At 70.7% G+C, this 22,276-nt stretch carries 22 protein-coding genes and 6 tRNA genes; 9 read left to right on the top strand and 19 right to left on the bottom strand.

What is annotated here, in order from left to right; all coding sequences use genetic code 11:
* Window positions 1-5: 5 nt before the first annotated feature.
* From ACIRRY_RS28065 to ACIRRY_RS28040, 6 genes are all read right to left on the bottom strand, one after another.
* A complete protein-coding gene (locus ACIRRY_RS28065) occupies window positions 6-596 on the bottom strand; it encodes a hypothetical protein (protein WP_403977564.1) in 591 nt (196 codons plus the stop codon).
* Window positions 597-600: 4 nt separating this feature from the next.
* Window positions 601-1,476 (bottom strand): carbohydrate ABC transporter permease, encoded by an 876-nt coding sequence (locus tag ACIRRY_RS28060; RefSeq protein ID WP_403977562.1) that lies wholly within the window; start codon window positions 1,474-1,476, stop codon window positions 601-603.
* Window positions 1,473-2,441 carry a carbohydrate ABC transporter permease gene (locus ACIRRY_RS28055; RefSeq protein ID WP_403977560.1) on the bottom strand — a complete coding sequence of 323 codons (969 nt, stop codon included), beginning with the start codon at window positions 2,439-2,441 and terminating at the stop codon, window positions 1,473-1,475. The genes ACIRRY_RS28060 and ACIRRY_RS28055 overlap by 4 nt, the downstream gene beginning before the upstream one ends.
* On the bottom strand, window positions 2,441-3,727 hold the full coding sequence (locus ACIRRY_RS28050) for an ABC transporter substrate-binding protein (protein WP_403977558.1): 1,287 nt from the start codon (window positions 3,725-3,727) through the stop codon (window positions 2,441-2,443). Before ACIRRY_RS28050 ends, ACIRRY_RS28055 begins: the two co-directional genes overlap by 1 nt.
* Window positions 3,728-4,072: 345 nt before the next feature.
* Window positions 4,073-4,144 (bottom strand) — tRNA-Val (locus ACIRRY_RS28045).
* A gap of 77 nt (window positions 4,145-4,221) precedes the next feature.
* Window positions 4,222-4,698: a TIGR02611 family protein gene (locus ACIRRY_RS28040; protein ID WP_403977556.1), complete on the bottom strand. Its 477-nt coding sequence runs from the start codon at window positions 4,696-4,698 to the stop codon at window positions 4,222-4,224.
* Between the two features lie 191 nt (window positions 4,699-4,889).
* On the opposite strand from ACIRRY_RS28040, the gene ACIRRY_RS28035 reads away from it, so the two are divergent.
* Together ACIRRY_RS28035 and ACIRRY_RS28030 are read left to right on the top strand one after the other, a co-directional pair.
* A complete protein-coding gene (locus ACIRRY_RS28035) occupies window positions 4,890-5,303 on the top strand; it encodes an SsgA family sporulation/cell division regulator (protein WP_004002642.1) in 414 nt (137 codons plus the stop codon).
* A gap of 303 nt (window positions 5,304-5,606) precedes the next feature.
* Window positions 5,607-6,167, top strand: coding sequence for a CGNR zinc finger domain-containing protein (locus ACIRRY_RS28030; RefSeq protein ID WP_403977554.1), 561 nt, complete (start codon window positions 5,607-5,609; stop codon window positions 6,165-6,167).
* A gap of 84 nt (window positions 6,168-6,251) precedes the next feature.
* Here the strand turns inward: ACIRRY_RS28030 and ACIRRY_RS28025 are convergent, their stop codons facing one another.
* Together ACIRRY_RS28025 and ACIRRY_RS28020 are read right to left on the bottom strand one after the other, a co-directional pair.
* Window positions 6,252-6,404: a hypothetical protein gene (locus ACIRRY_RS28025; RefSeq protein ID WP_019059824.1), complete on the bottom strand. Its 153-nt coding sequence runs from the start codon at window positions 6,402-6,404 to the stop codon at window positions 6,252-6,254.
* Between the two features lie 239 nt (window positions 6,405-6,643).
* Window positions 6,644-7,087 (bottom strand): hypothetical protein, encoded by a 444-nt coding sequence (locus tag ACIRRY_RS28020; protein WP_403977552.1) that lies wholly within the window; start codon window positions 7,085-7,087, stop codon window positions 6,644-6,646.
* A gap of 223 nt (window positions 7,088-7,310) precedes the next feature.
* Here ACIRRY_RS28020 and ACIRRY_RS28015 point away from each other — a divergent pair, with 223 nt between their 5' ends.
* Window positions 7,311-7,826, top strand: a complete 516-nt coding sequence (locus ACIRRY_RS28015; RefSeq protein WP_403977550.1) for a DsbA family protein — start codon at window positions 7,311-7,313, stop codon at window positions 7,824-7,826.
* 15 nt (window positions 7,827-7,841) lie between these two features.
* Here ACIRRY_RS28015 and ACIRRY_RS28010 read toward each other — a convergent pair whose 3' ends face one another.
* The 3 genes from ACIRRY_RS28010 to ACIRRY_RS28000 are packed head-to-tail and all read right to left on the bottom strand — an operon-like array spanning window position 7,842 to window position 10,581.
* Window positions 7,842-8,666 (bottom strand): GNAT family N-acetyltransferase, encoded by an 825-nt coding sequence (locus ACIRRY_RS28010; protein ID WP_403977548.1) that lies wholly within the window; start codon window positions 8,664-8,666, stop codon window positions 7,842-7,844.
* A 53-nt stretch (window positions 8,667-8,719) separates the two neighbouring features.
* Entirely contained in the window at window positions 8,720-9,541 is an 822-nt protein-coding gene (locus ACIRRY_RS28005) for an aminotransferase class IV (protein ID WP_403977546.1), read from the bottom strand.
* A complete protein-coding gene (locus ACIRRY_RS28000; RefSeq protein WP_403977544.1) occupies window positions 9,538-10,581 on the bottom strand; it encodes a chorismate-binding protein in 1,044 nt (347 codons plus the stop codon). The genes ACIRRY_RS28005 and ACIRRY_RS28000 overlap by 4 nt, the downstream gene beginning before the upstream one ends.
* A gap of 179 nt (window positions 10,582-10,760) precedes the next feature.
* Here ACIRRY_RS28000 and ACIRRY_RS27995 point away from each other — a divergent pair.
* The 5 genes from ACIRRY_RS27995 (at window position 10,761) to ACIRRY_RS27975 (ending at window position 11,231) form a co-directional block, all read left to right on the top strand.
* A tRNA-Gly gene (locus ACIRRY_RS27995) sits at window positions 10,761-10,833 on the top strand.
* Window positions 10,834-10,872: 39 nt separating this feature from the next.
* Window positions 10,873-10,946, top strand: a tRNA-Cys gene (locus tag ACIRRY_RS27990).
* A gap of 1 nt (window position 10,947) precedes the next feature.
* Window positions 10,948-11,019: transfer RNA gene (locus ACIRRY_RS27985), tRNA-Val, on the top strand.
* Between the two features lie 34 nt (window positions 11,020-11,053).
* A tRNA-Val gene (locus ACIRRY_RS27980) sits at window positions 11,054-11,125 on the top strand.
* A 34-nt stretch (window positions 11,126-11,159) separates the two neighbouring features.
* Window positions 11,160-11,231 (top strand) — tRNA-Val (locus tag ACIRRY_RS27975).
* Between the two features lie 52 nt (window positions 11,232-11,283).
* Here ACIRRY_RS27975 and ACIRRY_RS27970 read toward each other — a convergent pair.
* The 4 genes from ACIRRY_RS27970 to ACIRRY_RS27955 all read right to left on the bottom strand — a co-directional run bounded on the left by ACIRRY_RS27970 (window position 11,284) and on the right by ACIRRY_RS27955 (window position 13,595).
* Window positions 11,284-11,583 carry a zf-TFIIB domain-containing protein gene (locus tag ACIRRY_RS27970; RefSeq protein WP_078652509.1) on the bottom strand — a complete coding sequence of 100 codons (300 nt, stop codon included), beginning with the start codon at window positions 11,581-11,583 and terminating at the stop codon, window positions 11,284-11,286.
* Between the two features lie 80 nt (window positions 11,584-11,663).
* Window positions 11,664-12,605, bottom strand: a complete 942-nt coding sequence (locus ACIRRY_RS27965; protein WP_403977542.1) for a phosphotransferase family protein — start codon at window positions 12,603-12,605, stop codon at window positions 11,664-11,666.
* Between the two features lie 292 nt (window positions 12,606-12,897).
* Window positions 12,898-13,107: a hypothetical protein gene (locus ACIRRY_RS27960; RefSeq protein WP_200691709.1), complete on the bottom strand. Its 210-nt coding sequence runs from the start codon at window positions 13,105-13,107 to the stop codon at window positions 12,898-12,900.
* A gap of 212 nt (window positions 13,108-13,319) precedes the next feature.
* Window positions 13,320-13,595 (bottom strand): hypothetical protein, encoded by a 276-nt coding sequence (locus tag ACIRRY_RS27955; RefSeq protein ID WP_033282228.1) that lies wholly within the window; start codon window positions 13,593-13,595, stop codon window positions 13,320-13,322.
* A gap of 196 nt (window positions 13,596-13,791) precedes the next feature.
* Between ACIRRY_RS27955 and ACIRRY_RS27950 the strand changes: the two genes are divergently transcribed.
* On the top strand, window positions 13,792-15,165 hold the full coding sequence (locus ACIRRY_RS27950; protein ID WP_403977540.1) for a serine/threonine-protein kinase: 1,374 nt from the start codon (window positions 13,792-13,794) through the stop codon (window positions 15,163-15,165).
* Between the two features lie 188 nt (window positions 15,166-15,353).
* On the opposite strand, the gene ACIRRY_RS27945 is transcribed toward ACIRRY_RS27950, so the two are convergent.
* The 4 genes from ACIRRY_RS27945 to cobT form a co-directional block, all read right to left on the bottom strand.
* The gene (locus tag ACIRRY_RS27945) at window positions 15,354-15,749 is read right to left on the bottom strand and encodes an NUDIX domain-containing protein (RefSeq protein WP_403977538.1); all 396 of its coding nucleotides are present in this window, start codon (window positions 15,747-15,749) and stop codon (window positions 15,354-15,356) included.
* Between the two features lie 9 nt (window positions 15,750-15,758).
* Window positions 15,759-16,577, bottom strand: coding sequence for an RNA methyltransferase (locus tag ACIRRY_RS27940; RefSeq protein WP_093624585.1), 819 nt, complete (start codon window positions 16,575-16,577; stop codon window positions 15,759-15,761).
* A gap of 64 nt (window positions 16,578-16,641) precedes the next feature.
* Window positions 16,642-17,874, bottom strand: a complete 1,233-nt coding sequence (gene cobA / locus ACIRRY_RS27935) for a uroporphyrinogen-III C-methyltransferase (protein WP_403977536.1) — start codon at window positions 17,872-17,874, stop codon at window positions 16,642-16,644.
* Window positions 17,875-18,023: 149 nt separating this feature from the next.
* A complete protein-coding gene (cobT, locus tag ACIRRY_RS27930) occupies window positions 18,024-21,998 on the bottom strand; it encodes a nicotinate-nucleotide--dimethylbenzimidazole phosphoribosyltransferase (protein WP_403977534.1) in 3,975 nt (1,324 codons plus the stop codon).
* Window positions 21,999-22,276: the final 278 nt, after the last annotated feature.

Raw genomic sequence — 22,276 nt, 5'->3', positions numbered from 1 at the left:
GCCCGTCAGCGGTGCCGGTACCGCTCCTCCACGGCGACGGCCGCCGCGGCGACGGCCCCCAGCACGGGGACCGCCAACGGTGCGATGAGCAGGGCGGAACAGCCGACGAGGACCAGCCCGCCGACGAGCAGGAAGGAACCGGCGGGATCGAGCACCGTACGGCGCCCGGCCTCGGCGAGCAGCGCCCGCCAGGTGTCCCCCGGCGCCCAGACCGCCGCCGCGCGCATCCCGGCGACGACGACCCCGAGCAACGCGAAGACGCCGACGGCCCCGACGAGCGGCCCACCGGGCAGCCCGGCGCGCACGGCCTGGACGTCCACCCACACGGCAGCCGCCGTAGCCCACCCGGCGACCCCGACGGCCCACCCACCACGCACCGCAACGCGGAAGTCCGCGACGAACTCCCGCCAGCCGCCGCCCACATGGCCCGTGCGGCGCCTCAAGTGCCGTGACCCGGCGGCGAATGCGGCGGGACAGGTGACAACTCCCGCCGAGGCGACGGCGATCCACACCCCGGTGAGCAGACATTCGGCGAACACGCCGAACCGCTCGGCGAAGACGGACTCCCCGCGTGCCTTCACGCGTGTTTCGGCCACCGTCTCAGCCCTTCAGTCCGGAGGTCGCCATACCGTCGATCAGATACCGCTGGAAGGCGAGGAAGAACAGCAGCACGGGCAGCAGCGCGACCAGCGACATCGCGATCATGCCGCCGTAGTTGGCCGCCACACCGTCGGAGTCGCGGAACATCATCAGGCCCAGGGAGACGGTGTACTTGCCCGGCTCGTTGAGGTAGATCAGCGGGCCCATGAAGTCGTTCCAGGCGTTGATGAAGGTGAAGATCGCGCTGGTGATGAGCGCGGGCCGGCACAGCGGCAGCACGATCGACCAGTAGATCCGCAGGTGTCCGCAGCCGTCGAGGCGTGCGGCCTCGTCCAGTTCCTTCGGCAGGTTGCGCATGAACTGCACCATGAGGAAGACGAAGAAGGCCTCGGTCGCCAGATACTTGCCGATGAGCAACGGGACGTAGGTGTTGACCAGTTGGAGCTTCTGGAACATCACGTACTGCGGGATCAGCAGCACGTGGTAAGGCAGCAGGAGCGTGCCGATCATCAGCGAGAAGAGCAGGTTGCGGCCGGCGAACCGGATGCGGGCGAAGGCGTAGGCCGTCAGGGAGCAGGAGATGAGGATGCCGAGGACCGAACCGAGGGCGTAGAAGAGGGAGTTCTGGAAGAAGGTCCAGATCGAGATGTCGGCGATGCCCTTGGCCAGACCCTTGAAGTTGGCGAGGATCGGGTGCCCGGGGAAGAGTTGCAGGCTGCCGATGACGTCCTTGCTCGGCTTGAACGAGGCGCCGATGACCCACAGGACCGGATAGAGGACGACGGCGAGGACGGCCAGCGCCCCGATGTGCCAGACGAGCGAGCCGGTGCGCTTGCGCCCCAGACCTGGGGACTTGGGGACAGTGGTGACGCTCATCGGGCGTCCTCCTCGTAGTGCACCCACTTCTTCTGCGACCAGAAGAGGACGGCCGTCACGAGCGCCACGGCGAGCAGCAGCATCCAGGCCATCGCGGAGGCGAAGCCCATCTGGGCGTTCTTGAAGCCCTGTTGGTAGAGGTAACAGGTGTAGACGAGCGTGGCGTCGGCCGGTCCGCACTGGGAGTTGGAGACGACGTACGCGGAGCCGAAGATCTGGAAGGAGTGGATGGTCTCCAGCAGGACGTTGAAGAACAGGACCGGCGAGATCATCGGCAGCGTGATGTTCCAGAAGCGGCGGAAGGGGCCGGCCCCGTCCATCTCGGCCGCCTCGTACAGCTCCTTCGGTACCTGCTTGAGCCCGGCCAGGAAGATGACCATGGGCGCGCCGAACTGCCAGACGGTGAGCGCGACCAGGGAGTAGAGGATCCAGTCGGGGTCGCCGACCCAGCCGCCGACATGGGAGCCGAAGAGGGACTGCGTACGGTCCACGACGGCGCCGTCGGAGAACAGCGACCGCCAGACGAAGCCGATCGAGACGCTCGCGCCGATGAGCGAGGGGGCGTAGAAGGCGGCCCGGTAGAGGGCCTGGCCGCGGCGGCTCTGGGCGAGCAGCATGGCGACGCCGAGGGCGAGCAGGAGTTTCAGCGGGGTGCCGATGACGACGTATTTCGCCGTCACCTCCACCGACTTCTGCCACCTCGGGTCGTCGAACATGCGGGTGAAGTTGTCGAAGCCGATCCACTTCGGGCTGTCGAAGAGGTTGTAGTCGGTGAACGCGAAGTAGAGCGAGGCGACCATGGGCCCGGCGGTCAGCAGCAGGAAGCCGGCGATCCAGGGGGACATGAAGAGATAGCCGGCGAGGTTCTCGCGGCGCCCCCGCCGCTTCTTGACGGCGGGGGCTGCGGAGCGGGTCGGCCGGGCGTCGGGCGGAGCGTCGTTGACGAGCGTCACGGCGGTTCCCATCAGGCGGAGAAGGCGGCCTGCGCCTCGGAGAAGAACTGCTTGACCGCGTCGGCGACCTTGGTCTTGCCCAGTGCCATGTCGCCGCCGATGCGGAGGAAGGCGGACTCGGCGGTGTCGGCGCCGGACGGGTGCGGGGTGATCGTCCCGAGGACACCGGCCTTGGCGGTGTCCACCTCGTACTGGGCGATCTCCTTCTGGACCGTGTCGGTCGGCTTGAAGGCGTCGTACTGGTCGGTGGTCGCGAGGATGCCCCGGTCGTAGCCCATGATCTTGCCGACTGCGGGGTCGTGGACCATGAAGTCGATGAGCTGGGCGACTTCCTTCGGGTGCTTGGTGTGCGCGGAGCCGCTGAGCATCAGGGAGCCGAGGTACTGGCCGGTGTGCTTGCCGTCGGTGGTGGGGATCGGGGCGAGGCCGTAGTCGCTGGTGCCCTCCGCCGTGTAGCGGACGGTGAAGTTGTCCCAGGTGAATTCCGAGGCGCCGTGGCCCGCCGAGAGGGAGGACTTGGGGGTGTCCTGGGCGACGACCTTCGGGGAGGTGACGATCCCGGCCTTGACCCGGCCGTACCCGTCCGTCCACCAGTCCGTCAGGTCGGACTCCTGGAATCCGAGGCCGTCCTTGGTGAAGAAGGCCTTGCCGTTCTGCCGGAGGTAGAGGTCGTACAGGTACATGATGCTGAAGTAGCCGGTGTCCCCGGGGACTTTGGTCTTGTCGTGGATGGTCTTGAGTGCCTTGAAGTACTCGTCCCAGGTCCAGCCCGCCGTGGGGTCGATGCCGGCCCGCTCGTAGACCTTCTTGTCGATGACCAGCGCCATGGTGTTCGAGCCGACCGGAATGCCGAGCTGCTTGCCGTCGACCTGGCCCACTTTGGTGACGCCCGCGCGGAAGTGATCCAGGCTCAGATTGCCCGCGTCGATCTGTGAGGTGAGATCGAGCAGGACGCCTCTCTTGTCGTACTTCCGAAGAAATCCGACGGCGTTCTGGAATACGTCCGGTGGATTTCCGCCCGCGGCCTGTGTCTGGAACTTCTCCCAGAAAGAGGGATAGTCCTGAAAGTCCGTCTTCACCTTGATCTTCGGATACTTCTTCTCGAAGAGCGCGATGGACTGATTGATCTTTTTCGCCCGCTCCTCGGCACCCCACCACGAGTAACGGATCGTCACCGTCCCGTCGGCGGACGTCCCGTCGTTCCCGCCGCATCCCGTCGCGGCCAGCCCCAGCGTGACCGCCGAGACTCCCGCGGCCTTCAAGACCGTACGCCTCTCCACATTCGTGCCGGTTCCCATGACGGGCCCTCCCCGTAGCGTCGTTGCCACCTGCATGAATCGTTTCAAGTAAGCGCTTGCTGGCACAAGTTACGGAGGCCCTCGGGGTGCGTCAATGATTCGGACAGGAATTTCTTGTGGCCCGGCCGAGCGCCACGACGGCGCCGCCGGGCGCGTTGCGGGCGCAACGGGACGGACACCGCAGGTGAGACGCGCACGATCGGCCGGCCGAACAGAAAGCGGCCTGCCGCGCTCAGCCGACGTCCGGCCGAAAAAGGCCTGGACGATGGGGAGTTGACGGCACCGCACCGGTGCGGGAACGACGACGGCCCGCCTGTGTGATCACAGGCGGGCCGTCGGTCCGGGTGGGCGATACTGGGTTCGAACCAGTGACCTCTTCGGTGTGAACGAAGCGCTCTCCCACTGAGCTAATCGCCCGGGCGCACGGAGAACATTACCCCATGTCAGCGGGCACCCCGACCAGCACGGGAGGGCACCCGGACGCCGTCACCGGGTCACTGGTCCTTGATCTTCCAGGGCATCACGACGCCGAACTTCCAGACGTAGAAACCCACAAGGGCGACCACGATCACCAGGCCGATCGAGGTCAGGACGATGTTGCGGCGGCGTACGGCGGGGTCGAGCGCGCGCTGTGCCGCCTCGGTGACCTTGCGTTTCGTCCAGCGGAGCACCAGCTGGGCCCAGACGAACTCGGTCGCCCAGATCGCCATGCCGCCGAAGATCACGACCCAGCCGGGTCCCGGCAGCGGCAGCATGACGATGCCGGCGGCCACGACCGCGAGGCCGATGACGAAGACCCCGACCTGCCAGCTCAGATGCAGCGCACGGCGTGCCTTGATGAATTCCGGCGCCTTGGAACCGAGCCCTTGCTCGTCCCGCGCGCCGTCCGCTCGCGTCTCGTCCGGTGTCTCGTCGGCCGCCCCGTCCGGTGCCACGGCGACCTCACCCGGTTCGTCACTCCCCGTATTCATACGGACAAACCCTACCCGAGGGAAACCAGTCACCGGAATGGCCCCGCGGAGCGATCGAGCTCTCGGCCGGAAGAGTTACGTAAAGGCACGCAAAACACTCAGAGGGGTTTACAACGGCACCGTAGGTGGCATGTCGATTTCGCCGACGTGCGAATCCCCGAGCGCACACTGAGCGAAAGGCCCTGGCGCTTATGAACACCACGGTCAGCTGCGAGCTGCACCTGCGCCTCGTTGTGTCGAGCGAGTCATCCCTGCCTGTCCCCGCAGGCCTGCGGTACGACACGGCCGACCCCTACGCCGTGCACGCCACCTTCCACACCGGAGCCGAGGAGACGGTCGAATGGGTGTTCGCCCGCGACCTTCTCGCGGAGGGCCTCCACCGGCCCACCGGCACCGGCGACGTCCGTGTCTGGCCATCCCGTAGTCACGGTCAGGGCGTCGTCTGCATCGCACTGAGTTCTCCCGAGGGCGAAGCCCTGCTGGAGGCTCCCGCACGGGCCCTGGAGTCCTTCCTCAAGCGGACGGACGCCGCCGTGCCACCTGGCACGGAGCATCGGCACTTCGACCTGGATCAGGAGCTGTCGCACATCCTGGCGGAGAGCTAGCGCGAGGTCCCACCAAGCCGCCCGGCGCCGTCCGAACTCGGGGAGACGGCTCGGGCACAGACAACCGCATAGGGCACACACCGGCGCCGTCGCCGCGATTCGTCGCGGGGGCGGCGCCGGTGCGCGTGGTTCCCCGGACCCCGGCGACCCTCCGTGGCGCCCCGGCGCGCGGTTCTCCGTCGTCCGGGGAACCGCCGGGGGCCCGATGCCGTTCATAGGTGCAGGGGGCCGTCCCCCGGGAAGCCACTACCATCGGCCAGCATCGGCGGGCGCCCGCCCGACCCCCAGGCCAGGGAGCTAAACGTGCTGATCACCCACGACACCCGGTGCGCCCTCGACACCGTGGTCGATCTGGTGAACACCGCACCGGAGGACGCCGCGGCGCCGGACGGACTGCAGGATGTCGCGCTGCTCGCGGATTTCGTACGAAACCACGAGATCAGCGATGTCGGGGTGCTCTCGGAGTTCGACCTCTCCGCCGTGCGCAAGATCCGCGGCCGGTTCACCGCGGTCTTCTCGGCGCCGGACCCCCGCACCGCCGCCGGGCTGATCAACGACCTGGTCGCCGCCGCCGGCACCACACCCCGGCTCACGAACCACGACGGCTACGACTGGCACGTGCACTATTTCGCGCCGGGCGCCTCGGTCGCCGACCATCTCGCCGCCGACTGCGGGATGGCGCTCGCGTTCTTCGTGGTGGCCGGCGAGGAGGAGCGGCTGCGCCGCTGCGAGGCCCCCGACTGCCGGCGCGCCTTCGTCGACCTCTCCCGCAACCGCTCCCGCCGCTACTGCGACAGCCGGACCTGCGGGAACAGGCTGCACGTGGCCGCGTACCGGGCGCGCCGCAAGGAAGCCGCGGGCTGAGGAGGCGGCGGGCCGACGCCCGGCGCAAGGATCTCGATGAGGTCGTGGCCCCCGGCGGGTGACGTCGGGGACCACGAGTACGGCTCACAGCATCAGCAGGTCGTGCAGCGAGGCCATGAGCAGCAGACACCCGATCACCGCAAGGAAGATCATCAGCGGTGGCTGGGAAAGGGCGAAAAGGCACCCGCGCGGCTCGTCCTTCGGCGGCGCGGCGTCGCTCTGTGTCGTGTCCAGCATCTCGCCGCGATGATGACGCAGCGAAGACCCCCGGCGCGATCAACACGCCCGATAAGAGAGGGAGTTCGCGGAATTCCGTGTTGTCCGTTTCGGGTCGCGTCGAGTCCTGAACGCTTACCGGCGGACCCGGCTCACTCTGTGTCGTTTCAGTCGCGGTCCGGTCCGGCCGTCAACTGCCGTGCATCCGCAAGTGCCGTGCGTCCGCGCTCAGGTGCCGTGCCTGCCCATGCGCCGCCGCTTCATATGCCGTGCTTCTTCAGGATGGCCTCGATGTCGCTGAAGTCGTCACCGCTCTTTGCGCGGGGCGCGGCAGCCGGCCGGGTCGCCGGGCGAGTGGACGGGCCCAGGGAGGGGGCGGATGCCGCCGGGGCCACCGCCTCGGCCTGTGCGGAGCCACGGGCCGCTCTGCGCTCCTTGCGGGTGCCGCCACGGCGCCGCTCCACGGCGCGGGTGCCCGTGAAGAGCAGCCAGGCGCCGCCCAGCACCACGAATCCCGCCCAGGCCGTGGGACTGAACGCGGTGTCGGCCGCCCAGCCGACGACCCCGGTCATCACCAGGCCCACGGGCACCAGCGAATAGGCGGCGATCCGCGCGGCGGAGAGAAAACGCTTGCGGTACGCGGTGACCGCCGCGATGCCCAGGCCTGCCGCGGAGACGGCGGAACAGACGGTCTCGGCAATCATCCGGTCCTCCAGGCGTCGTTCGGGTCGGGCGGTGTGCGGTTGATCGGGCAACGCGCACTTCGTCCCTTCCATCCTGCACCGTCCGGTCCCCGGGAGGCCATGCCTGGAGCGGACCTCAGGGACATCTCCGGGTCGCGTCCTCCCCAGGTGCCGGTCGGCGTCGTACGAACGTGGTCCGTGGTCCCGGTTGGGGCGGCGCGGCCGGGGCTGGGAGACTGGGCCCATGAGTGACCTCCCCTCCGTGCGCACCCCCGTCCTCGACATCTGGTGCGAGCTCCAGTGCCCGGACTGCGCCACCGCCCTGGACGATGTACGCGCCCTGCGGGCCCGCTACGGCGACCGGCTGGAGGTGCGGCTGCGGCACTTCCCGGTGGACAAGCACAAGCACTCGTTCGCCGCCGCGCAGGCCGCCGAGGAGGCCGTAGAACAGGGCAGGGGCTGGGACTACGTCGAGGCCGTGCTCGGCCGGGTCGCGGAGCTGGACCGTGAGGGAGAACCCTTCCTGGTCGAGGTGGCCGCCGAACTCGGTCTGGACGCCGAGGAGTTCGACACCGCCCTGATCGACGGCCGGCACATCCTGATCGTCGACGCCGACCAGGCCGAGGGCAAGGCCATCGGCGTCACCGGCACCCCGACGTACGTCATCGGCGGCGAACGCCTCGACGGCGGCAAGAGCCAGGAAGGGCTCCGCGCCTGTATCGAGGAGATCGCCGACCGGTTGCTCGCCGGGGGCGAGTGAGCCTCGCGGCAGGCGTCAGAGCAGGCTCTTGTACAGGTGGTGGACGACCGTCTCGTAGCCGAGTGACTCGTAGAGCCGCTCGGCCGGGGTGTTGCCCGCGAAGACGTTCAGCTTGATGGCCGGCAGGCCGGCGGCGACGGCCTGCGCCTCGGCCAGGAGCATCAGGGAGCGGCCGTGGCCCCTGCCCCGGTGACGCGCGTCGGACTCGACCTTGTAGACGAAGGCCCTGCCGTCACTGAGGCCCGTCCAGAGCGTGCCCACCACTTCCCCTTCGTGTTCCAGGACGCTGAAGGTCATGTTCGCGGTGGCGGGCCCGTCGGGCAGCAGTTCGGCGTTGCTCTGCAGAGCCCTGGCCAGGGCCTCGGCCTCGGGCACCCCGCGATCGGTCCAGCTCTTGGCGAAGTCCCGCGTCCCGAGGTCCTTCCAGGGGCCGTACTCCTCCTGGGTCATGGGCCGACCCCGGCTCCCCGCGGGCAGTTCGGGCGGGGTGTCGCCGAGCGGCTTCTCCATGTGGCGGTTGCGGACGACGTACCCGAGGGCGGTCGCCACCCTGAGCGCCGCCTCCGCCTCCGCGGGCACGGACACCTCGATCCGGTCGCGGCCCCAGCTCCGCACCACCTCCTCGGCGGCGAGCGCGGCCACCGTGCCCCGGCCACGCCGACGGTCCGGTTCGTCGATGCTCAGGTCCAGGATCAGGGCCGCCGAGTCGCCGTAGGACGGATGCGTGCCGAGGCGAATCGAGCCGACGGGACGGCTGTTCACGCACACCTGGTAGCGACGTGAACGCGCTCCGTCGGCCTCCTGCTGAAGCGGCTCGGTCGGCCGCAGTGTTGTGGTCATCATGTGTGTTCTACCCGACCCGGACCCCCAGGTCAGCGGATTGAATTCAGCGATTACGGATCAAGGTCGTCGCCGGACCGCTCGTCGAAGATCCGCATGGCTTTGGTGGTCACCGGCCCTGCCACGCCCGGGAGTTGGCGTGCGTCGACCAGGCGCACGGCCTGTACGTCCCGCAGTGACGAGGTGAGGAAGACCTCGTCGGCGCGATCGAGGACGTCCAGCGGCAGGTCGGTCTCCTTGGCGCCGGTCCATTCGACGGTCAGGGCGCGGGTGATGCCGGCGAGACAGCCGGAGGTGACCGGCGGGGTGTGGATCTCGCCGTCCAGGACGACGAAGACGTTCGACCCCGTGCCTTCGCAGAGTTGGCCGACCGTGTTGGCGAACAGGGCCTCGGAGGCGCCGTGTTGGTGGGCGCGGGCGAGGGCGACGACGTTCTCGGCGTACGAGGTCGTCTTGAGGCCGGCGAGGGCGCCGCGCTCGTTGCGGGTCCACGGGACGGTGACCACGGCCGTGGAGTCGGGGCGGCGCTTCGCCTCGCCGAGGGCGATCACGAGGGTCGGGCCGTGCTCGCCGCGGTCGGCGCCGAGGGGGCCGTGGCCGCCGGTGTACGTGATGCGGAGCCGGCCGAACGGCAGCGGGTTGGCGGCGAGGACGGCCGCGCAGCCGCGGCGGACCTCGTCGAGGTCGGGGTCGGGCAGGCCGAGGCCGCGCGCGGAGCGGGTCAGCCGGTCGAGATGGCGGGTCAGCGCGAACGTTTCGCCGCCCGTCGCCTTGACCGTCTCGAAAATGCCGTCGCCCACGGTCAGTCCGTGGTCGAAGACGGAGACACGGGCGGACTCGGTGTCCTGCAGCCCGCCATCGAGCCAGATCTTCATGAAAGAGCCCCTCCGCTCACCTCGTACGCGCCCGACGCTATCGCGAGCAGCCGGGACGCCTTCAGTTCGGTCTCCCGCCACTCCCCCTCGGGGTCCGAACCCCAGGTGATGCCCGCACCGGTACCGAAGCGGAGCACACCCTCGGCACGGTCGATCCAGAACGTGCGGATGCCGACGGCCAGTTCACCGGTGCCCCGGTCGGCGTCGACCCAGCCGACGCCCCCGCAGTAGGGGCCGCGGGGCGCGGTCTCCAGGGCGTCGATGATGCGCAGGGCGCTGGACTTGGGGGCACCGGTGACACTCCCGGGCGGGAAGGCGGCGGCCAGCACCTCCGGCCAGCCGGCCTCCGCGGGCAGCTCACCCCGGACCGTCGACACGAGGTGGACCAGACCCGGATGCTTCTCCACGACACACAGGTCCGGCACGGTCACGGTCCCCGTGGCGCAGACGCGCCCGAGGTCGTTGCGGACCAGGTCCACGATCATCACGTTCTCGGCGAAGTCCTTCTGTCGCAGATCGGCCTCCGTCCGCCCGGTCCCCTTGATCGGCCCCGACTCGACGACCCGCCCGGTGCGGCGCAGGAAGAGTTCGGGTGAGGCGGTGGCTATCTCCACACCGTGCCCGGGGAGCCGGATCGTTCCTGCGTACGGCGCCGGGTTGCCGCGTGCGAGCAGGGCGGTGAGGGCGTCCACGTCGGCGTCGGGGGCGACCGGTGCGGACAGGACGCGGCACAGGTTGGCCTGGTAGACCTCGCCGGCCGCGATGTGCTGCCGGATGCGGCGGACGCCGGCGGTGTACGCGGCGTGATCGAGGGAGGTGGTCCAGGCCTCGGTGGCGGGGGCGTGCCAGGCGCCGGGGGCGGGTGCCGGGACCGGTTCGTGTCGTACGTCACGGAAGCGCGCGCAGGTCAGACGGCCCTCGAAGTCGGCCGCGACCGCCCAGAAGCCGGTCGAGTCCAGGGCCGCGGGATCGCTGGTGACATCGAGGAGACCGGTGGCGACGCGGCCGCCGAAACGGGCGAGAGGGGTGAGACGGGACACGCCGTCGAGTCTATGGCGGGTGTCTCACAGGTTGCCCGGCCATGTCCCCACGGGTGCCCTGACCATGTGTTGCCGTAGCCGCAGGCCAGCACGCTGCACAAACGCGTTTTTGTGCTGGCCCCGGAATCCGCTAGAGTTCAACTCGTCGCCGCGACGCGCAAGCCGAGCGGAAACGACAAGCGGACGTAGCTCAGTTGGTAGAGCGCAACCTTGCCAAGGTTGAGGTCGCCAGTTCGAACCTGGTCGTCCGCTCGCAGGAAGTGGGGGATCTTCCCGACCCCCCGCACTCCTGGTGGAGTGGCCGAGAGGCGAGGCAACGGCCTGCAAAGCCGTCTACACGGGTTCAAATCCCGTCTCCACCTCCAAGGACGATTAGCTCAGCGGGAGAGCGCTTCCCTGACACGGAAGAGGTCACTGGTTCAATCCCAGTATCGTCCACTCGTCCGCAAGGACTTGGTCCGCAAGGATCCCCGCGCGATTAGCTCAGCGGGAGAGCGCTTCCCTGACACGGAAGAGGTCACTGGTTCAATCCCAGTATCGCGCACGCATCGCCCATGATCCGCGGATCGTGGTCCCGAGGACGATTAGCTCAGCGGGAGAGCGCTTCCCTGACACGGAAGAGGTCACTGGTTCAATCCCAGTATCGTCCACACACCGAAGCCCCCGGCGCTCACCGCGTCCGGGGGCTTCTTCGTGTGCCGGTCAGCTGGAGAACAGCATGTGGCCGAAGCTCTTGTGACGGTGGTGGCCGCCGTGACCGCCGTAGTGGCCACCGCCGTGACCGCCGCCGTGCGGGGCGCCCCAGGCGGGCGCGGACGGGGCGGGGTAGGCCTGCGGGCCCGGGGGCGGCGGGGCGGGCTGCTGCCACTGCGACTCCACGCGGGTCAGCGCCTCCAGCTCGCCGTAGTCGAGGAAGATCCCCCGGCAGTTGCTGCACTGTTCGATCTGGACACCGTTGCGGTTGTACGTGTGCATCGGCGCATGGCACTTCGGACACTGCATGCTCGGCTCAACTCCTCGGCCGTTGGTACGTCTTCGTGTTTCCCCAGGACAGACTCCGTCCGACCCCGGTCGGTTGCAGCCTACTTCGCGAATCCGGGCGCCAACTCGGGCGGGACGGAACCCATTCGGTCACACGCGTCCACGACCGCTCCCTCCACCTCGTCGAGTGGACGGTCCGCCGCGACTGCCTTCACTATCGCCAGGGCCGCGGTCTGCACGGTGAGGGTCCGGGCCGGGATGTCCAATGCGGGCCAGGGGTCACCGTCGGCGGGGACGGCCGGGCCGCCTGCCGCGCGGTAGGCGGTCAGGAAGCGGGTCCACTCGTCGGGCGGGAGCAGGCCGCAGGCGTACCAGGCGGCGGGGCGCGCCAGGTCCCATCCGGGGACTCCTACGCCGAGGTCGTCGACGTCGATCAGGAGCCAGGGGCCGTCGGGAGCCGGGTGGCGGACGAGCTGGCCGAGGTGGAGGTCGCCGTGGCAGAGGGTGGTGGTGTCGGGCTGGGGGGCCTCGGCGCGGGCCCAGGCGGGGAGCGATGTCCAGGCGTTCAGGACGGGAGCGGCTGCGGGGTGGTCGCCGGCGACCTCGCGGAGCCGGGTGATCGCTCGGAGTGCCTTGAGGGGGCCGCGCATCGGGGGGAGGGGGGTTGGGGCGGGGGTGCGGTGGAGGTGGGCGAGGAGGGTGGCGGCGGCTTCCCAGGGGGCGGCGTCCGGGTCGTCCGGGTCCACGGGGGTGCCGTAGGGCCAGAGCGTCACCTGGCGGTCGTGCAGGTGGAGAGGGGTGGGGTCGAGTGGGGGCAGGAGCATGCCGGTGAGTTGTGCGGCTGTTCTGAGGCGGGCGGTGAGGTCGGTGGGGTCTGTGTTCGGGGCGTGGGCCTTGGCGACGGTGTCTGCGTGGCGGACGACTGTGCCGTCGGGGCGGTCGGTGAGTGTGCGGGTTGCTCCGCAGGGGCAGGTGGGGGTTTGGGTGTGCGCTGCTTTCATGGCTCGGGCGGTCAGCGCGGGCAGCAGCTGGTGGGTGGTCACGGGGCCCCCTGGTTCGTACGGCTTTCGAGGGCAGCGTACGGCTGGGCATGTGGCTTTGCCGCGGGCCCGGTAGGGGCTGGTCGCGCCCACTCGGCGGAGCCGAGAATCGATACAGCCCCGCGCCCCTTCAGGGCGATCCAGCCCAAGGTGTTTCAGCACCAGGGCAAAGCAAAGCCGGCGCAGCTCCCCAGCTGCGCCGGCTTTTTTTGCCGTCCGCCGCACCCCCGTCCCCACGGGGTTTCATGGGTTGATGTCCCCGCCCGGACCGCTCATCCGGGCCTGGGGTCGCCGCTCAGCGCCCCAGCATCACTCCCACGGACGACGCCTGTGTGGCCACGGTCTCCCAGCCGTCGAAGACGACGAGGAGCAGGACCGCCAGGGGAAGGGCCATCAAGGTCGCCACCAGTGGGTGGCGACGGCCTGTGCGGCGGGTGCGGAACGCCGCGTTGTACGCCTTGCGTCCCTCTTCGCGGATCAATGCCCGCGGTGCCGTGTAGGCCATGGTCCCTCTCCTGACCGTGCTCCGTTGACCGAACTCAGTTGTCGTTGGCAGCGGCGGGTGTCTGACCTCGGGGGACGAGTGCTGCACCCGCCGCTTGACCTCAAATCTAGGCGTGCGGCGGGTGCGGGTCGTCATGCCCTCGTACCGATTGGCGGGCCTCCCGGAGGATGAGCGATGACCTGCGAAGTACTCCCCTGGGTGGAGACCGGCTCCTACGTCTCGGGGTCTTCCCGGAGGGGGAGTCCGGTGTGCCCCGCTTTCTCTGAGCTGTCCTCGCGCGGGACCGGCTGCTCGACCAGGGCGAGGACCCTGGTCGCCATGAAACGGGCGGTGCGCACGACGGAGCCGCTGCGGGTGACTTCGCTCACTTCCACCACCCCTCGGCGTACCGCCGTCTCCACCCGACGGCCCGCCCTGCTCGCCACCACCTCATATGTACGTGTTGTGTCGCCGGCGTCCACCACTATCTCGACGCGATCACCCTTCACGCGCTCAATCCCCCTTCTGTGATGGTTGGTTGAGGTCCGGGACGGTACGAAGTCCTGCTGTTCGCACGGGCTCTGACCACCCTTCAAGTTTCCCACCCGGCACTGACAATCCGTCGGTCCGAGAGGGCGCGGCCTTTGCGCGCGGGCGGCTGAGGAAACGTAAGCTGTCGCTCGTCACACGGACCGGGCAGCGGGGATGAACATGGCGATGATGCGCCTGAGGCGCGAGGACCCGCGCGTCGTCGGCTCGTTCAGGCTTCACAGACGGCTCGGCGCGGGCGGAATGGGCGTCGTCTATCTGGGCTCCGACCGCAAAGGCCAGCGGGTCGCGCTGAAGGTCATCCGGCCGGATCTGGCCGAGGACCAGGAGTTCCGTTCGCGGTTCGCGCGCGAGGTCTCGGCCGCGCGGCGGATTCGCGGGGGCTGCACGGCCAGGCTGGTCGCGGCGGACCTGGACGCCGACCGGCCGTGGTTCGCCACGCAGTACGTGCCCGGGCCCTCGCTGCACGACAAGGTCGCCGACGAGGGGGCGCTCGGTGCGGCCGAGGTCGCCTCGATCGGGGCCGCGCTGTCCGAGGGGCTCGTCGCCGTCCACGAGGCCGGGGTCGTCCACCGGGACCTCAAGCCGTCGAACATCCTGCTCTCCCCCAAGGGCCCGCGGATCATCGACTTCGGTATCGCCTGGGCGACCGGGGCCTCGACGCTCACGCACGTCGGTACGGCGGTCGGTTCGCCCGGGTTCCTCGCGCCCGAGCAGGTGCGGGGGGCGGCGGTGACGCCGGCCACGGACGTGTTCTCGCTCGGGGCCACGCTCGCGTACGCCTCGACCTCCGACTCGCCCTTCGGACACGGCAGTTCCGAGGTGATGCTGTACCGCGTGGTGCACGAGGAGGCGCAGTTGCACGGGGTGCCGGACGCGCTCGCCCCGCTCGTCCGCGCGTGCCTCGCGAAGGACCCGGAGGAGCGGCCCAGCACCCTCCAACTCTCCCTCCGGCTCAAGGAGATCGCCGCCCGCGAGGCCCAGGGCATGGCCGACGTACGGCCGCCCGCGCCGCGCGCCGCGGAGGCGGACCGGCCGACCGGGCGGCTCACGGACAGCTACCCGGAGCAGCAGCGCACTCAGGGTGGGCGGCGGCCACAGAGTCCGCAGGGCACTCCGGCGCCGCGTGGTGCGGCTTCGCCGCCGTCCCGGGGTGGCGGTGGTCCCTCTCGCAGAAGTGGCGGGACTCCGTCGCGTGGGAGCGGTGGCGGTGGTGTCCCTTCCCGGCCCGGCTCGGCGCGGCCCGCTCCGTCGGGGCGCAACACCACCCGCTCCGGGAGCGGCAGTCGGCCCGCTCCTCGCAGTGGTGCCGGACGGCCTGGGCCGCGGACCACGGGGACCGGACGGCGGCCCGCGAATCCGCGGTTGTTGCGGCAGCGGCTGTTCGTGTTCGTCGTGGTCACGTTGCTGGTGGCGCTCGGTATCGCGGTGGCTCAGGGGTGCTCGGGGCCTGCCCATGGGCTCGGTCGTACCGGGGGTGTCGGGCAGCAGGAGCGGGCCGTTGTTCCGGGTGGCGGTACGGCGGTGTAGGCGTCGTGGGGTTTTTCTTTCGCCCCCGCCGCCCCTACCCGTCCCGTCCCCAGGGGCTGCCGCCCCTTGCGCCCCGCCTGGGGGCTTCGCCCCCTAACCCCCTGTCGGCCCCGGAAGGACCTCGTCCGCAAGCGCCGGACGGGCCGAGGAATGCCGGCCTCCCCTGGAAGTGCGCGGGAGTTGAGCGCTTACAGACCCGGCAGCACGTGCTCGAAGAACTCTCGGTCCGCGTCGAAGAGCGGGGCGAGGGTCAGGAACTCGGTCGGGGTGACCCAGCGGACCTCGGAGACCTCGGCCGGGTCGGGGACGATCGTGCCGTTGCCTGTTTCCGTGGCGGTCCACCAGTGGAGGCGGAAGCGGCCGTCGTCCGCCTGGGACTCCCAGACCTTGGTCAAGGGGGAGACCGCGAGGCCGACTTCCTCGTGGACCTCTCGGACCAGGGCCTCTTCCTGGGTCTCCCCCGGTTCGAGTTTGCCGCTGAGTGGGGCCCAGTAGCCGGAGCGGGCCGAGTCGGGGCCCCGGCGGATGACCAGGAGGCGGTCCGCCCGCCGGAGTACCGCGACGATCGCCTCGCGCTGGGCCAAGCCGTGCTCCTAGAGTTCGGGGCGGCCGGTGGCCACCGCGTAGAAGGCTACGGCAGCGGCGGCGCCGACGTTGAGTGAGTCGACGCCGTGGGCCATCGGGATGCGGACCCATTCGTCGGCGGCGACCAGGGCCTGGGTGGAGAGGCCGTCGCCTTCCGCGCCGAGCATCAGGGCGACGCGGTCCATGCGGTGCGGGGCCGCCTCGTCGAGGCTCTTCGCCTTCTCGTCGGGGGTGAGCGCGAGGAGCGTGAAGCCCGCCTCGCGGACCGACTCCAGGCCCTTGGGCCAGCTGTCGAGACGGGCGTAGGGGACGGAGAAGACCGCGCCCATCGAGACCTTCACGCTACGGCGGTAGAGAGGGTCCGCGCAGTCGGGGGACAACAGGACCGCGTCCATGCCCAGCGCCGCCGCCGAGCGGAAGATCGCGCCGATGTTGGTGTGGTCGTTGACCGACTCCATGACGACGACCCTGCGGGTGGTCTGGAGGAGTTCGTGTGCGGTGGGGAGGGGTTTGCGCTGCATGGAGGCGAGGGCGCCTCTGTGCACGTGGTAGCCGGTGACGCGTTCGGCCAGTTCCGGGCTCACCGCGTAGACGGGGGCGGGGAGTTCGTCGATGACGTCCCGCATGACGTCGACCCACTTCGCGGACAGCAGCATCGAACGCATCTCGTAGCCCGCGTCCTTGGCCCGTCTGATGACCTTCTCGCCCTCGGCGATGAACAGACCCTCGGCCGGTTCACGCTTGCGGCGCAGCTCTACGTCGGTCAGGCCCGTGTAATCACGCAGGCGCGGGTCGTCGGGATCCTCAACGGTGATGAGATCGGCCACAGGGTGATACTGCCTTGTCCTGGGTGTGGTGCCAACGGCTGGGAACGGGTTGTGTTACCCGGGGTTACGCAAGAGCCTCCGGGCCTACGGTGACCACCGCGCCGATGACGATCACCGCCGGCGGCCGCACGTCCTCCGTACGCACGGTCTCGCCGACCGTCGCGAGGGTCGCGTCCACCCGGCGTTGGGCGGCCGTCGTGCCCTCCTGGACCAGGGCGACCGGGGTGTCGGCCGGCTTGCCGTGCGCGATCAGGGTCTCGGCGATCTTCCCGATCTTGTCGACGCCCATGAGGACCACCAGCGTGCCGGTGAGCTTCGCGAGGGACGCCCAGTCGACCAGGGAGCGCTCGTCGTCGGGGGCGACATGGCCGCTGACGACGGTGAACTCGTGGGCGACGCCCCGGTGGGTGACCGGGATGCCGGCGGCTCCGGGCACCGAGATCGAGCTGGAGATGCCGGGCACCACCGTGCACGGGATGCCGGCCTCCGCGAGCGCCTGGACCTCCTCCATGCCACGGCCGTAGACGAAGGGGTCGCCGCCCTTCAGTCGTACGACGGACCTGCCCTGCTTGGCGTGTTCGATCAGGGCGTTGTTGATGGCCTCCTGGGCCATGTAGCGGCCGTAGGGGATCTTCGCCGCGTCGATCACCTCGACGTGCGGGGGGAGTTCGGCGAGGAGGTCGCGGGGGCCGAGGCGGTCGGCGATGACGACGTCGGCCTCGGCGAGGAGGCGGCGGCCGCGGACCGTGATCAGGTCCGGGTCGCCGGGGCCGCCGCCGACGAGGGCGACGCCCGGGGTGCGGGTGCGGTGGTGGGGCGCGACGAGGGTGCCGTCGCGAAGGCCTGCCACGACCGCGTCCCGGATCGCGGCGGTGTGGCGGGGGTCCCGGCCGCGCGCGTCCGTGGTGAGTACGGCGACGGTGACGCCCTCGCTGTGGCCGGTCGCCGGGGTCCAGGCGGTGGCCTGGTCGGCGTCGTCCGCGCGGACGCACCAGACACGGTGGGCTTCCGCCTCGGCCGAGGCGGCGGTGTTGGCCTCGGGGTCGGTGGTGGCGATCAGGGCGTACCAGGCGTTCGCGAGGTCGCCCTCCGCGTACGGGCGTCGCTCCCAGGCGATCTCGCCCGCGTCCGCCATCGCCTCCACGGAGGGTGTTGCCTCCGGGGACACGAGGGTGATGTCCGCGCCCGCCGCGATGAGCGCCGGGAGGCGGCGCTGGGCGACCTGGCCGCCGCCGAGGACGACGACCCTGCGGCCGGTGAGGCGGAGGCCTACGGGGTAGGCGGGGTGTTCGGCCATGAGGGTGCGGCTCCTCGGACGGGCATGCGATGGGCGCTACGGCTCTGGAGCGGCCCTGACGTGCGGATTTTAGAGTGCGTTCAGCGTACGGCGGGGGTGGGGTGGACGCGATGGAACGCGTGCCCACCCCACCCCCGGTCCGGGTCGGTCTACTTCTCGGTGACGCCCGCCGAGTCGAACGTCGCCACCTCGTGCATCGCCCGCGCCGTGCTCTGCACCAGCGGCAGCGCGAGCAGCGCGCCCGTGCCTTCGCCGAGGCGGAGGTCGAGGTCGACCAGGGGGCGCAGGCCGAGCTTGTTGAGCGCGGCCACGTGACCCGGTTCGGCGCTGCGGTGGCCCGCGATGCAGGCCGCGAGGACCTCGGGGGCGATCGCGCGGGCGACCAGGGCCGCCGCGCCGGCGCTGACGCCGTCCAGGATCACCGGCGTACGCAATGACGCGCCGCCGAGCAACAGGCCGACCATCGCCGCGTGTTCGAAGCCGCCGACCGCAGCGAGCACGCCGATGGGGTCGGCCGGGTCCGGCTGGTGGAGGTCGATCGCGCGGCGCACGACCTCCGTCTTGCGGGCGAGGGTCTCGTCGTTGATGCCGGTGCCCCGGCCGGTGACCTCGGCGGGGTCGGTGTCCGTGAACACCGAGATCAGGGCGGCGGACGCGGTGGTGTTCGCGATGCCCATCTCCCCTGTGAGCAAAGCCCTGTTGCCGGCCGCCACGAGGTCACGGGCCGTCTCGATGCCCACCTCGATGGCCTGCTTGGCCTCCTCGCGGGTCATCGCCGGGCCGGTCGTCATGTCGGACGTACCGGCACGGATCTTGCGGGGCAACAGGCCGGGCGTGGCGGGGAGTTCGGACGCCACGCCCACATCCACGACACACACCTCGGCGCCGACCTGGCTCGCGAAGGCGTTGCAAACGGCGCCGCCGCCGAGGAAGTTGGCGACCATCTGGGCCGTGACCTCCTGCGGCCATGGCGTGACGCCCTGTGCGTGCACACCGTGGTCGCCCGCGAAGATCGCGACGGCCGCGGGCTCCGGGATCGGCGGCGGGCACTGCCGGGAAAGACCGGAGAGCTGCGCGGAGATGATCTCCAGCATGCCGAGCGAACCCGGCGGCTTCGTCATCCTCTTCTGCCGCTCCCACGCCTCGCCGAGCGCCTTCGCGTCCAGCGGGCGGATCCCGGCGACGGTCTCGGCGAGCAGGTCGTGCGGGTCCTCGCCGGGCAGGGCACGGCGGCCGTACGTCTCCTCGTGCACGACCCAGGACAGCGGGCGCCGCTTGGACCAGCCGGCCTGCATCAACTCGGGCTCTTCCGGGAACTCGTCGACGTAGCCGACACAGAGGTACGCGATGACCTCCAAGTGCTCCGGCAGACCGAGCGCGCGGACCATCTCCCGCTCGTCGAAGAAGCTGACCCAGCCGACCCCGAGGCCCTCGGCGCGGGCCGCGAGCCAGAGGTTCTCGACGGCGAGGGCGGCGGAGTACGGCGCCATCTGCGGCTGCGTGTGCCGGCCCAGGGTGTGCCGGCCGCCGCGGGTCGGGTCGGCGGTGACGACGATGTTCACCGGGGTGTCGAGGATGGCCTCGATCTTCAGTTCCTTGAACTGCTTCGCCCTGCCCTTGGGCAGCGACTTCGCGTACGCCTCGCGCTGGCTCTCGGCCAGTTCGTGCATGCTCCGGCGGGTGTCGGCGGAGCGGATGACCACGAAGTCCCACGGCTGGGAGTGCCCGACGGACGGCGCGGTGTGCGCCGCCTCCAGCACGCGCAGCAGCACGTCGTGCGGGATCGGGTCGCTGCGGAAGCCGTTGCGGATGTCCCGGCGCTCGCGCATCACCTTCAGCACGGCCTCGCGCTCGACGTCGTCGTAGGCGGGCGCGGCGGGGCCGGTGGACTCTCGTACGTCTTCCACTACGGCCGTGCTCTCTTCTTCCTGATCGGCTGCCCGGGTGTCCAGGTCGTCCGCGTGCTGTACGAGTTCCGGTTCGAGGTCGGGATCGGCATCGGCCTCGCGGGGGGCGGGGACGGCGGCGAACGCTCCCTCTGTACCGACCAGTTGCTCCTCCGGGGGGAGCGTCAGGGGGTGCGGCGGGGTCGGTGCGAGGTGCGGGGTGGTGGGCACGGAGCCTTCCACCGGCACGAAACGGCCGAGGGAGTCGTCCGGGTGGGGCTGGAAATGGAGGTCCGACTGCGGCTCCGCCTCCGGCTCCGGTTGGGCACCGGCCGCGAAGGAGGCCTCGTCGGTCTGTGGGGCGAGATGAGGGCCCTCGGGGGCTGTCGCCTCCGTCACGAGAGCTTCCGCTACGACGGGCTGGGGGGCCGGTGCGAAGGCGACTTCGGCTACGGCCGCTTCGGTTTCGGTCTCGGCGAGTTGGGGCGGGGCGGGGATGTCCTCGACGAGGGGTGTCTCAACTGCCGGGAAAGCGGGCGGAGTTTGCCCGGCCTCCTGGAAGGCGGCGGCCTCGTCGACGGGGACGGTCTCATGAGTGTGACCGTGAGGGGCCTCGGGAGCCGGGTCGACAGCGGGGGCGTACACGACGGCCTCTGTCCGGAACGGCTCCGGAGCGGCGACCTCTTCGGTCGTCCGGTCGGGAGTGACTACGGCCTCGGGGGGCTGCTCGGCGCCATGAGGCGACACGACCTCGGGCGCGGGGACAAGGGAGACAAGGGGGACAGGGGCGACAACCGGCTCGGCGACGAAGGCCTCGGCACTCCGGGCGAGTACCGGCTCGTCACCCTGAACCGGCTCAACCTCAGCACCCTGCTCGTTCGCGACAGCGAACCCGGCGTCGTAGACCTCTCCGGCCTCCGCCACCACGCCGACGGCCTCCGGCAACACCTGGCCCTCCGGGGCGAACACGCCCTCAGGACCCGGCACCACCGCGGACTCCTGCACCACCTCAGGCTCCGGCGCGGCCTCGGCGGCAACCGGCACGGCGACGGCGACCTGCTCCGGCTCCTGCCCGCCGCCCGGCACGAACCCCATGTCGGAGCCCTGCCCATCGGCCTGCCCCTGCGTCTCACCCTGCACCGGCGTCTGATCCTGCACCGGTGCCTGATCCTGCACCGGTGCCTGCACCTGGTCCTGCACCGCTTCCTGGTCCTGCACCGGCCCCTGGTCCTGCCCGGCAACCGAACCCTCGGCGCTCACCGGCAGCTGCCCCGTCTCAGGAACACCGGCGTTCCCGGAACTCTCCGTGCTCACGTGGCTCACCTGGGCGAAAGCGGACACGGGCTCCCCCGCGAACGACTGCCCATGCCCCTGCCACGCCCCACCGGCGTCGGGAGCCTGCGCCAAGCCGACGCCTGGAGCCGTGGCTGTAGCCACACCCGCGTCCAGTCCGACGGCCGCGACCGGACCCGGATCGGCCACGGCGACCCCGGTGTCCACGGCCATGGCGATTCCCCCGCCGATGGACTCGCCCGCCGATTTGCCAACCGGAACAACCGTTTCCGCTCCGGGCGCCCCCGCGCCCACCGGCGCCTGGGCGCCCCAGGGAGCAGCGCCCTGCGGGGGCAGGTCGCGGAGCTGGGGTGCGTCGAAGTACTCGGGGCCGGTCACCGGCGGGCCCGGCTGCCGTACCGGCGCGCCCGCGGGACCGCGGTCGGCGAGGGAGCGGACCGGGCTCGCGGAGGTGTCGGGGAGGGGCGGGCCGAGATGCAGTGGTCGGCGCGGCGGGACCGGCGCGGGCGGCGGCACGGGAAGTCGTACGCCACCCAGATCGACGGAACCGCTGTCACGGCCGGCCGTCTCGTGCGGACCCGGCTCGTGCGTGACGGCCTCATGCACGGCGGCCTCATGTGCGGCGGTCTCATGTGCGGAGGCCCCGTGCACGGCCGGCTCCTGCGCGCCGGTCTCGTGCGGACCCGGCTCGTACCCGGCGGCCTCGTACACCGCGGGCTCGTGCCGGGCGGGCTCGTTGGCCGTCTCGACGACGGGCTCGGGGGCGGGGGGCGGGACCTCGTTGCCCCACGCGCCCTGGGCGCCCGGCAGCAGCAACAGGTCCTCGTCCTCGGCGGTGGTCTCGGAGAGGTAGGTGTACGCGCCGTGCGCGGGAACGCCTGGCTGTTCCACCATGCCTGCGTTCTCCGGCAGCCCCTCGGCCGGGATCTGGCCGGTGTCGGTCATGCGTACCCCTCGCCCATCGGTTAGTGCTTCTACGACCCACTCACCGGGAACGGCGCACCGACCGCCCCGCAGTGAAGAACGAGCGTGCCTGTCCAGCGGCACGAACGACCCGACGCCAAAAAGCGACAAAGCCATTTAGACGACAAAGCCACTGACTGGCATTGTCGCGGCCGTTGCGCCGTCGCGACAGGTTGATCCGCGACGGCCCGCTGTGGACTGCGCCACGTTGCGCGTCCTCCGGTTCCGCCGTACCACACTCACCCCAAAACGGGCGGGTT

The organism is Streptomyces sp. NPDC101776 (assembly GCF_044766845.1).
Classification (GTDB): Bacteria; Actinomycetota; Actinomycetes; order Streptomycetales; family Streptomycetaceae; genus Streptomyces.
This window is presented reverse-complemented; position numbering and strand designations above follow the sequence as displayed.

Coding starts and splice junctions, on each gene's coding strand:
- ACIRRY_RS28060 (WP_403977562.1), bottom strand. CDS start 1,476: ATGAGCGTCACCACTGTCCCCAAGTCCCCAGGTCTGGGGCGCAAGCGC.
- ACIRRY_RS28055 (WP_403977560.1), bottom strand. CDS start 2,441: ATGGGAACCGCCGTGACGCTCGTCAACGACGCTCCGCCCGACGCCCGG.
- ACIRRY_RS28050 (WP_403977558.1), bottom strand. CDS start 3,727: ATGGGAACCGGCACGAATGTGGAGAGGCGTACGGTCTTGAAGGCCGCG.
- ACIRRY_RS28040 (WP_403977556.1), bottom strand. CDS start 4,698: ATGAATACGGGGAGTGACGAACCGGGTGAGGTCGCCGTGGCACCGGAC.
- ACIRRY_RS28035 (WP_004002642.1), top strand. CDS start 4,890: ATGAACACCACGGTCAGCTGCGAGCTGCACCTGCGCCTCGTTGTGTCG.
- ACIRRY_RS28025 (WP_019059824.1), bottom strand. CDS start 6,404: ATGCTGGACACGACACAGAGCGACGCCGCGCCGCCGAAGGACGAGCCG.
- ACIRRY_RS28020 (WP_403977552.1), bottom strand. CDS start 7,087: ATGATTGCCGAGACCGTCTGTTCCGCCGTCTCCGCGGCAGGCCTGGGC.
- ACIRRY_RS28015 (WP_403977550.1), top strand. CDS start 7,311: ATGAGTGACCTCCCCTCCGTGCGCACCCCCGTCCTCGACATCTGGTGC.
- ACIRRY_RS28010 (WP_403977548.1), bottom strand. CDS start 8,666: ATGACCACAACACTGCGGCCGACCGAGCCGCTTCAGCAGGAGGCCGAC.
- ACIRRY_RS28005 (WP_403977546.1), bottom strand. CDS start 9,541: ATGAAGATCTGGCTCGATGGCGGGCTGCAGGACACCGAGTCCGCCCGT.
- ACIRRY_RS27970 (WP_078652509.1), bottom strand. CDS start 11,583: ATGCAGTGTCCGAAGTGCCATGCGCCGATGCACACGTACAACCGCAAC.
- ACIRRY_RS27960 (WP_200691709.1), bottom strand. CDS start 13,107: ATGGCCTACACGGCACCGCGGGCATTGATCCGCGAAGAGGGACGCAAG.
- ACIRRY_RS27950 (WP_403977540.1), top strand. CDS start 13,792: ATGAACATGGCGATGATGCGCCTGAGGCGCGAGGACCCGCGCGTCGTC.
- cobA (WP_403977536.1), bottom strand. CDS start 17,874: ATGGCCGAACACCCCGCCTACCCCGTAGGCCTCCGCCTCACCGGCCGC.
- cobT (WP_403977534.1), bottom strand. CDS start 21,998: ATGACCGACACCGGCCAGATCCCGGCCGAGGGGCTGCCGGAGAACGCA.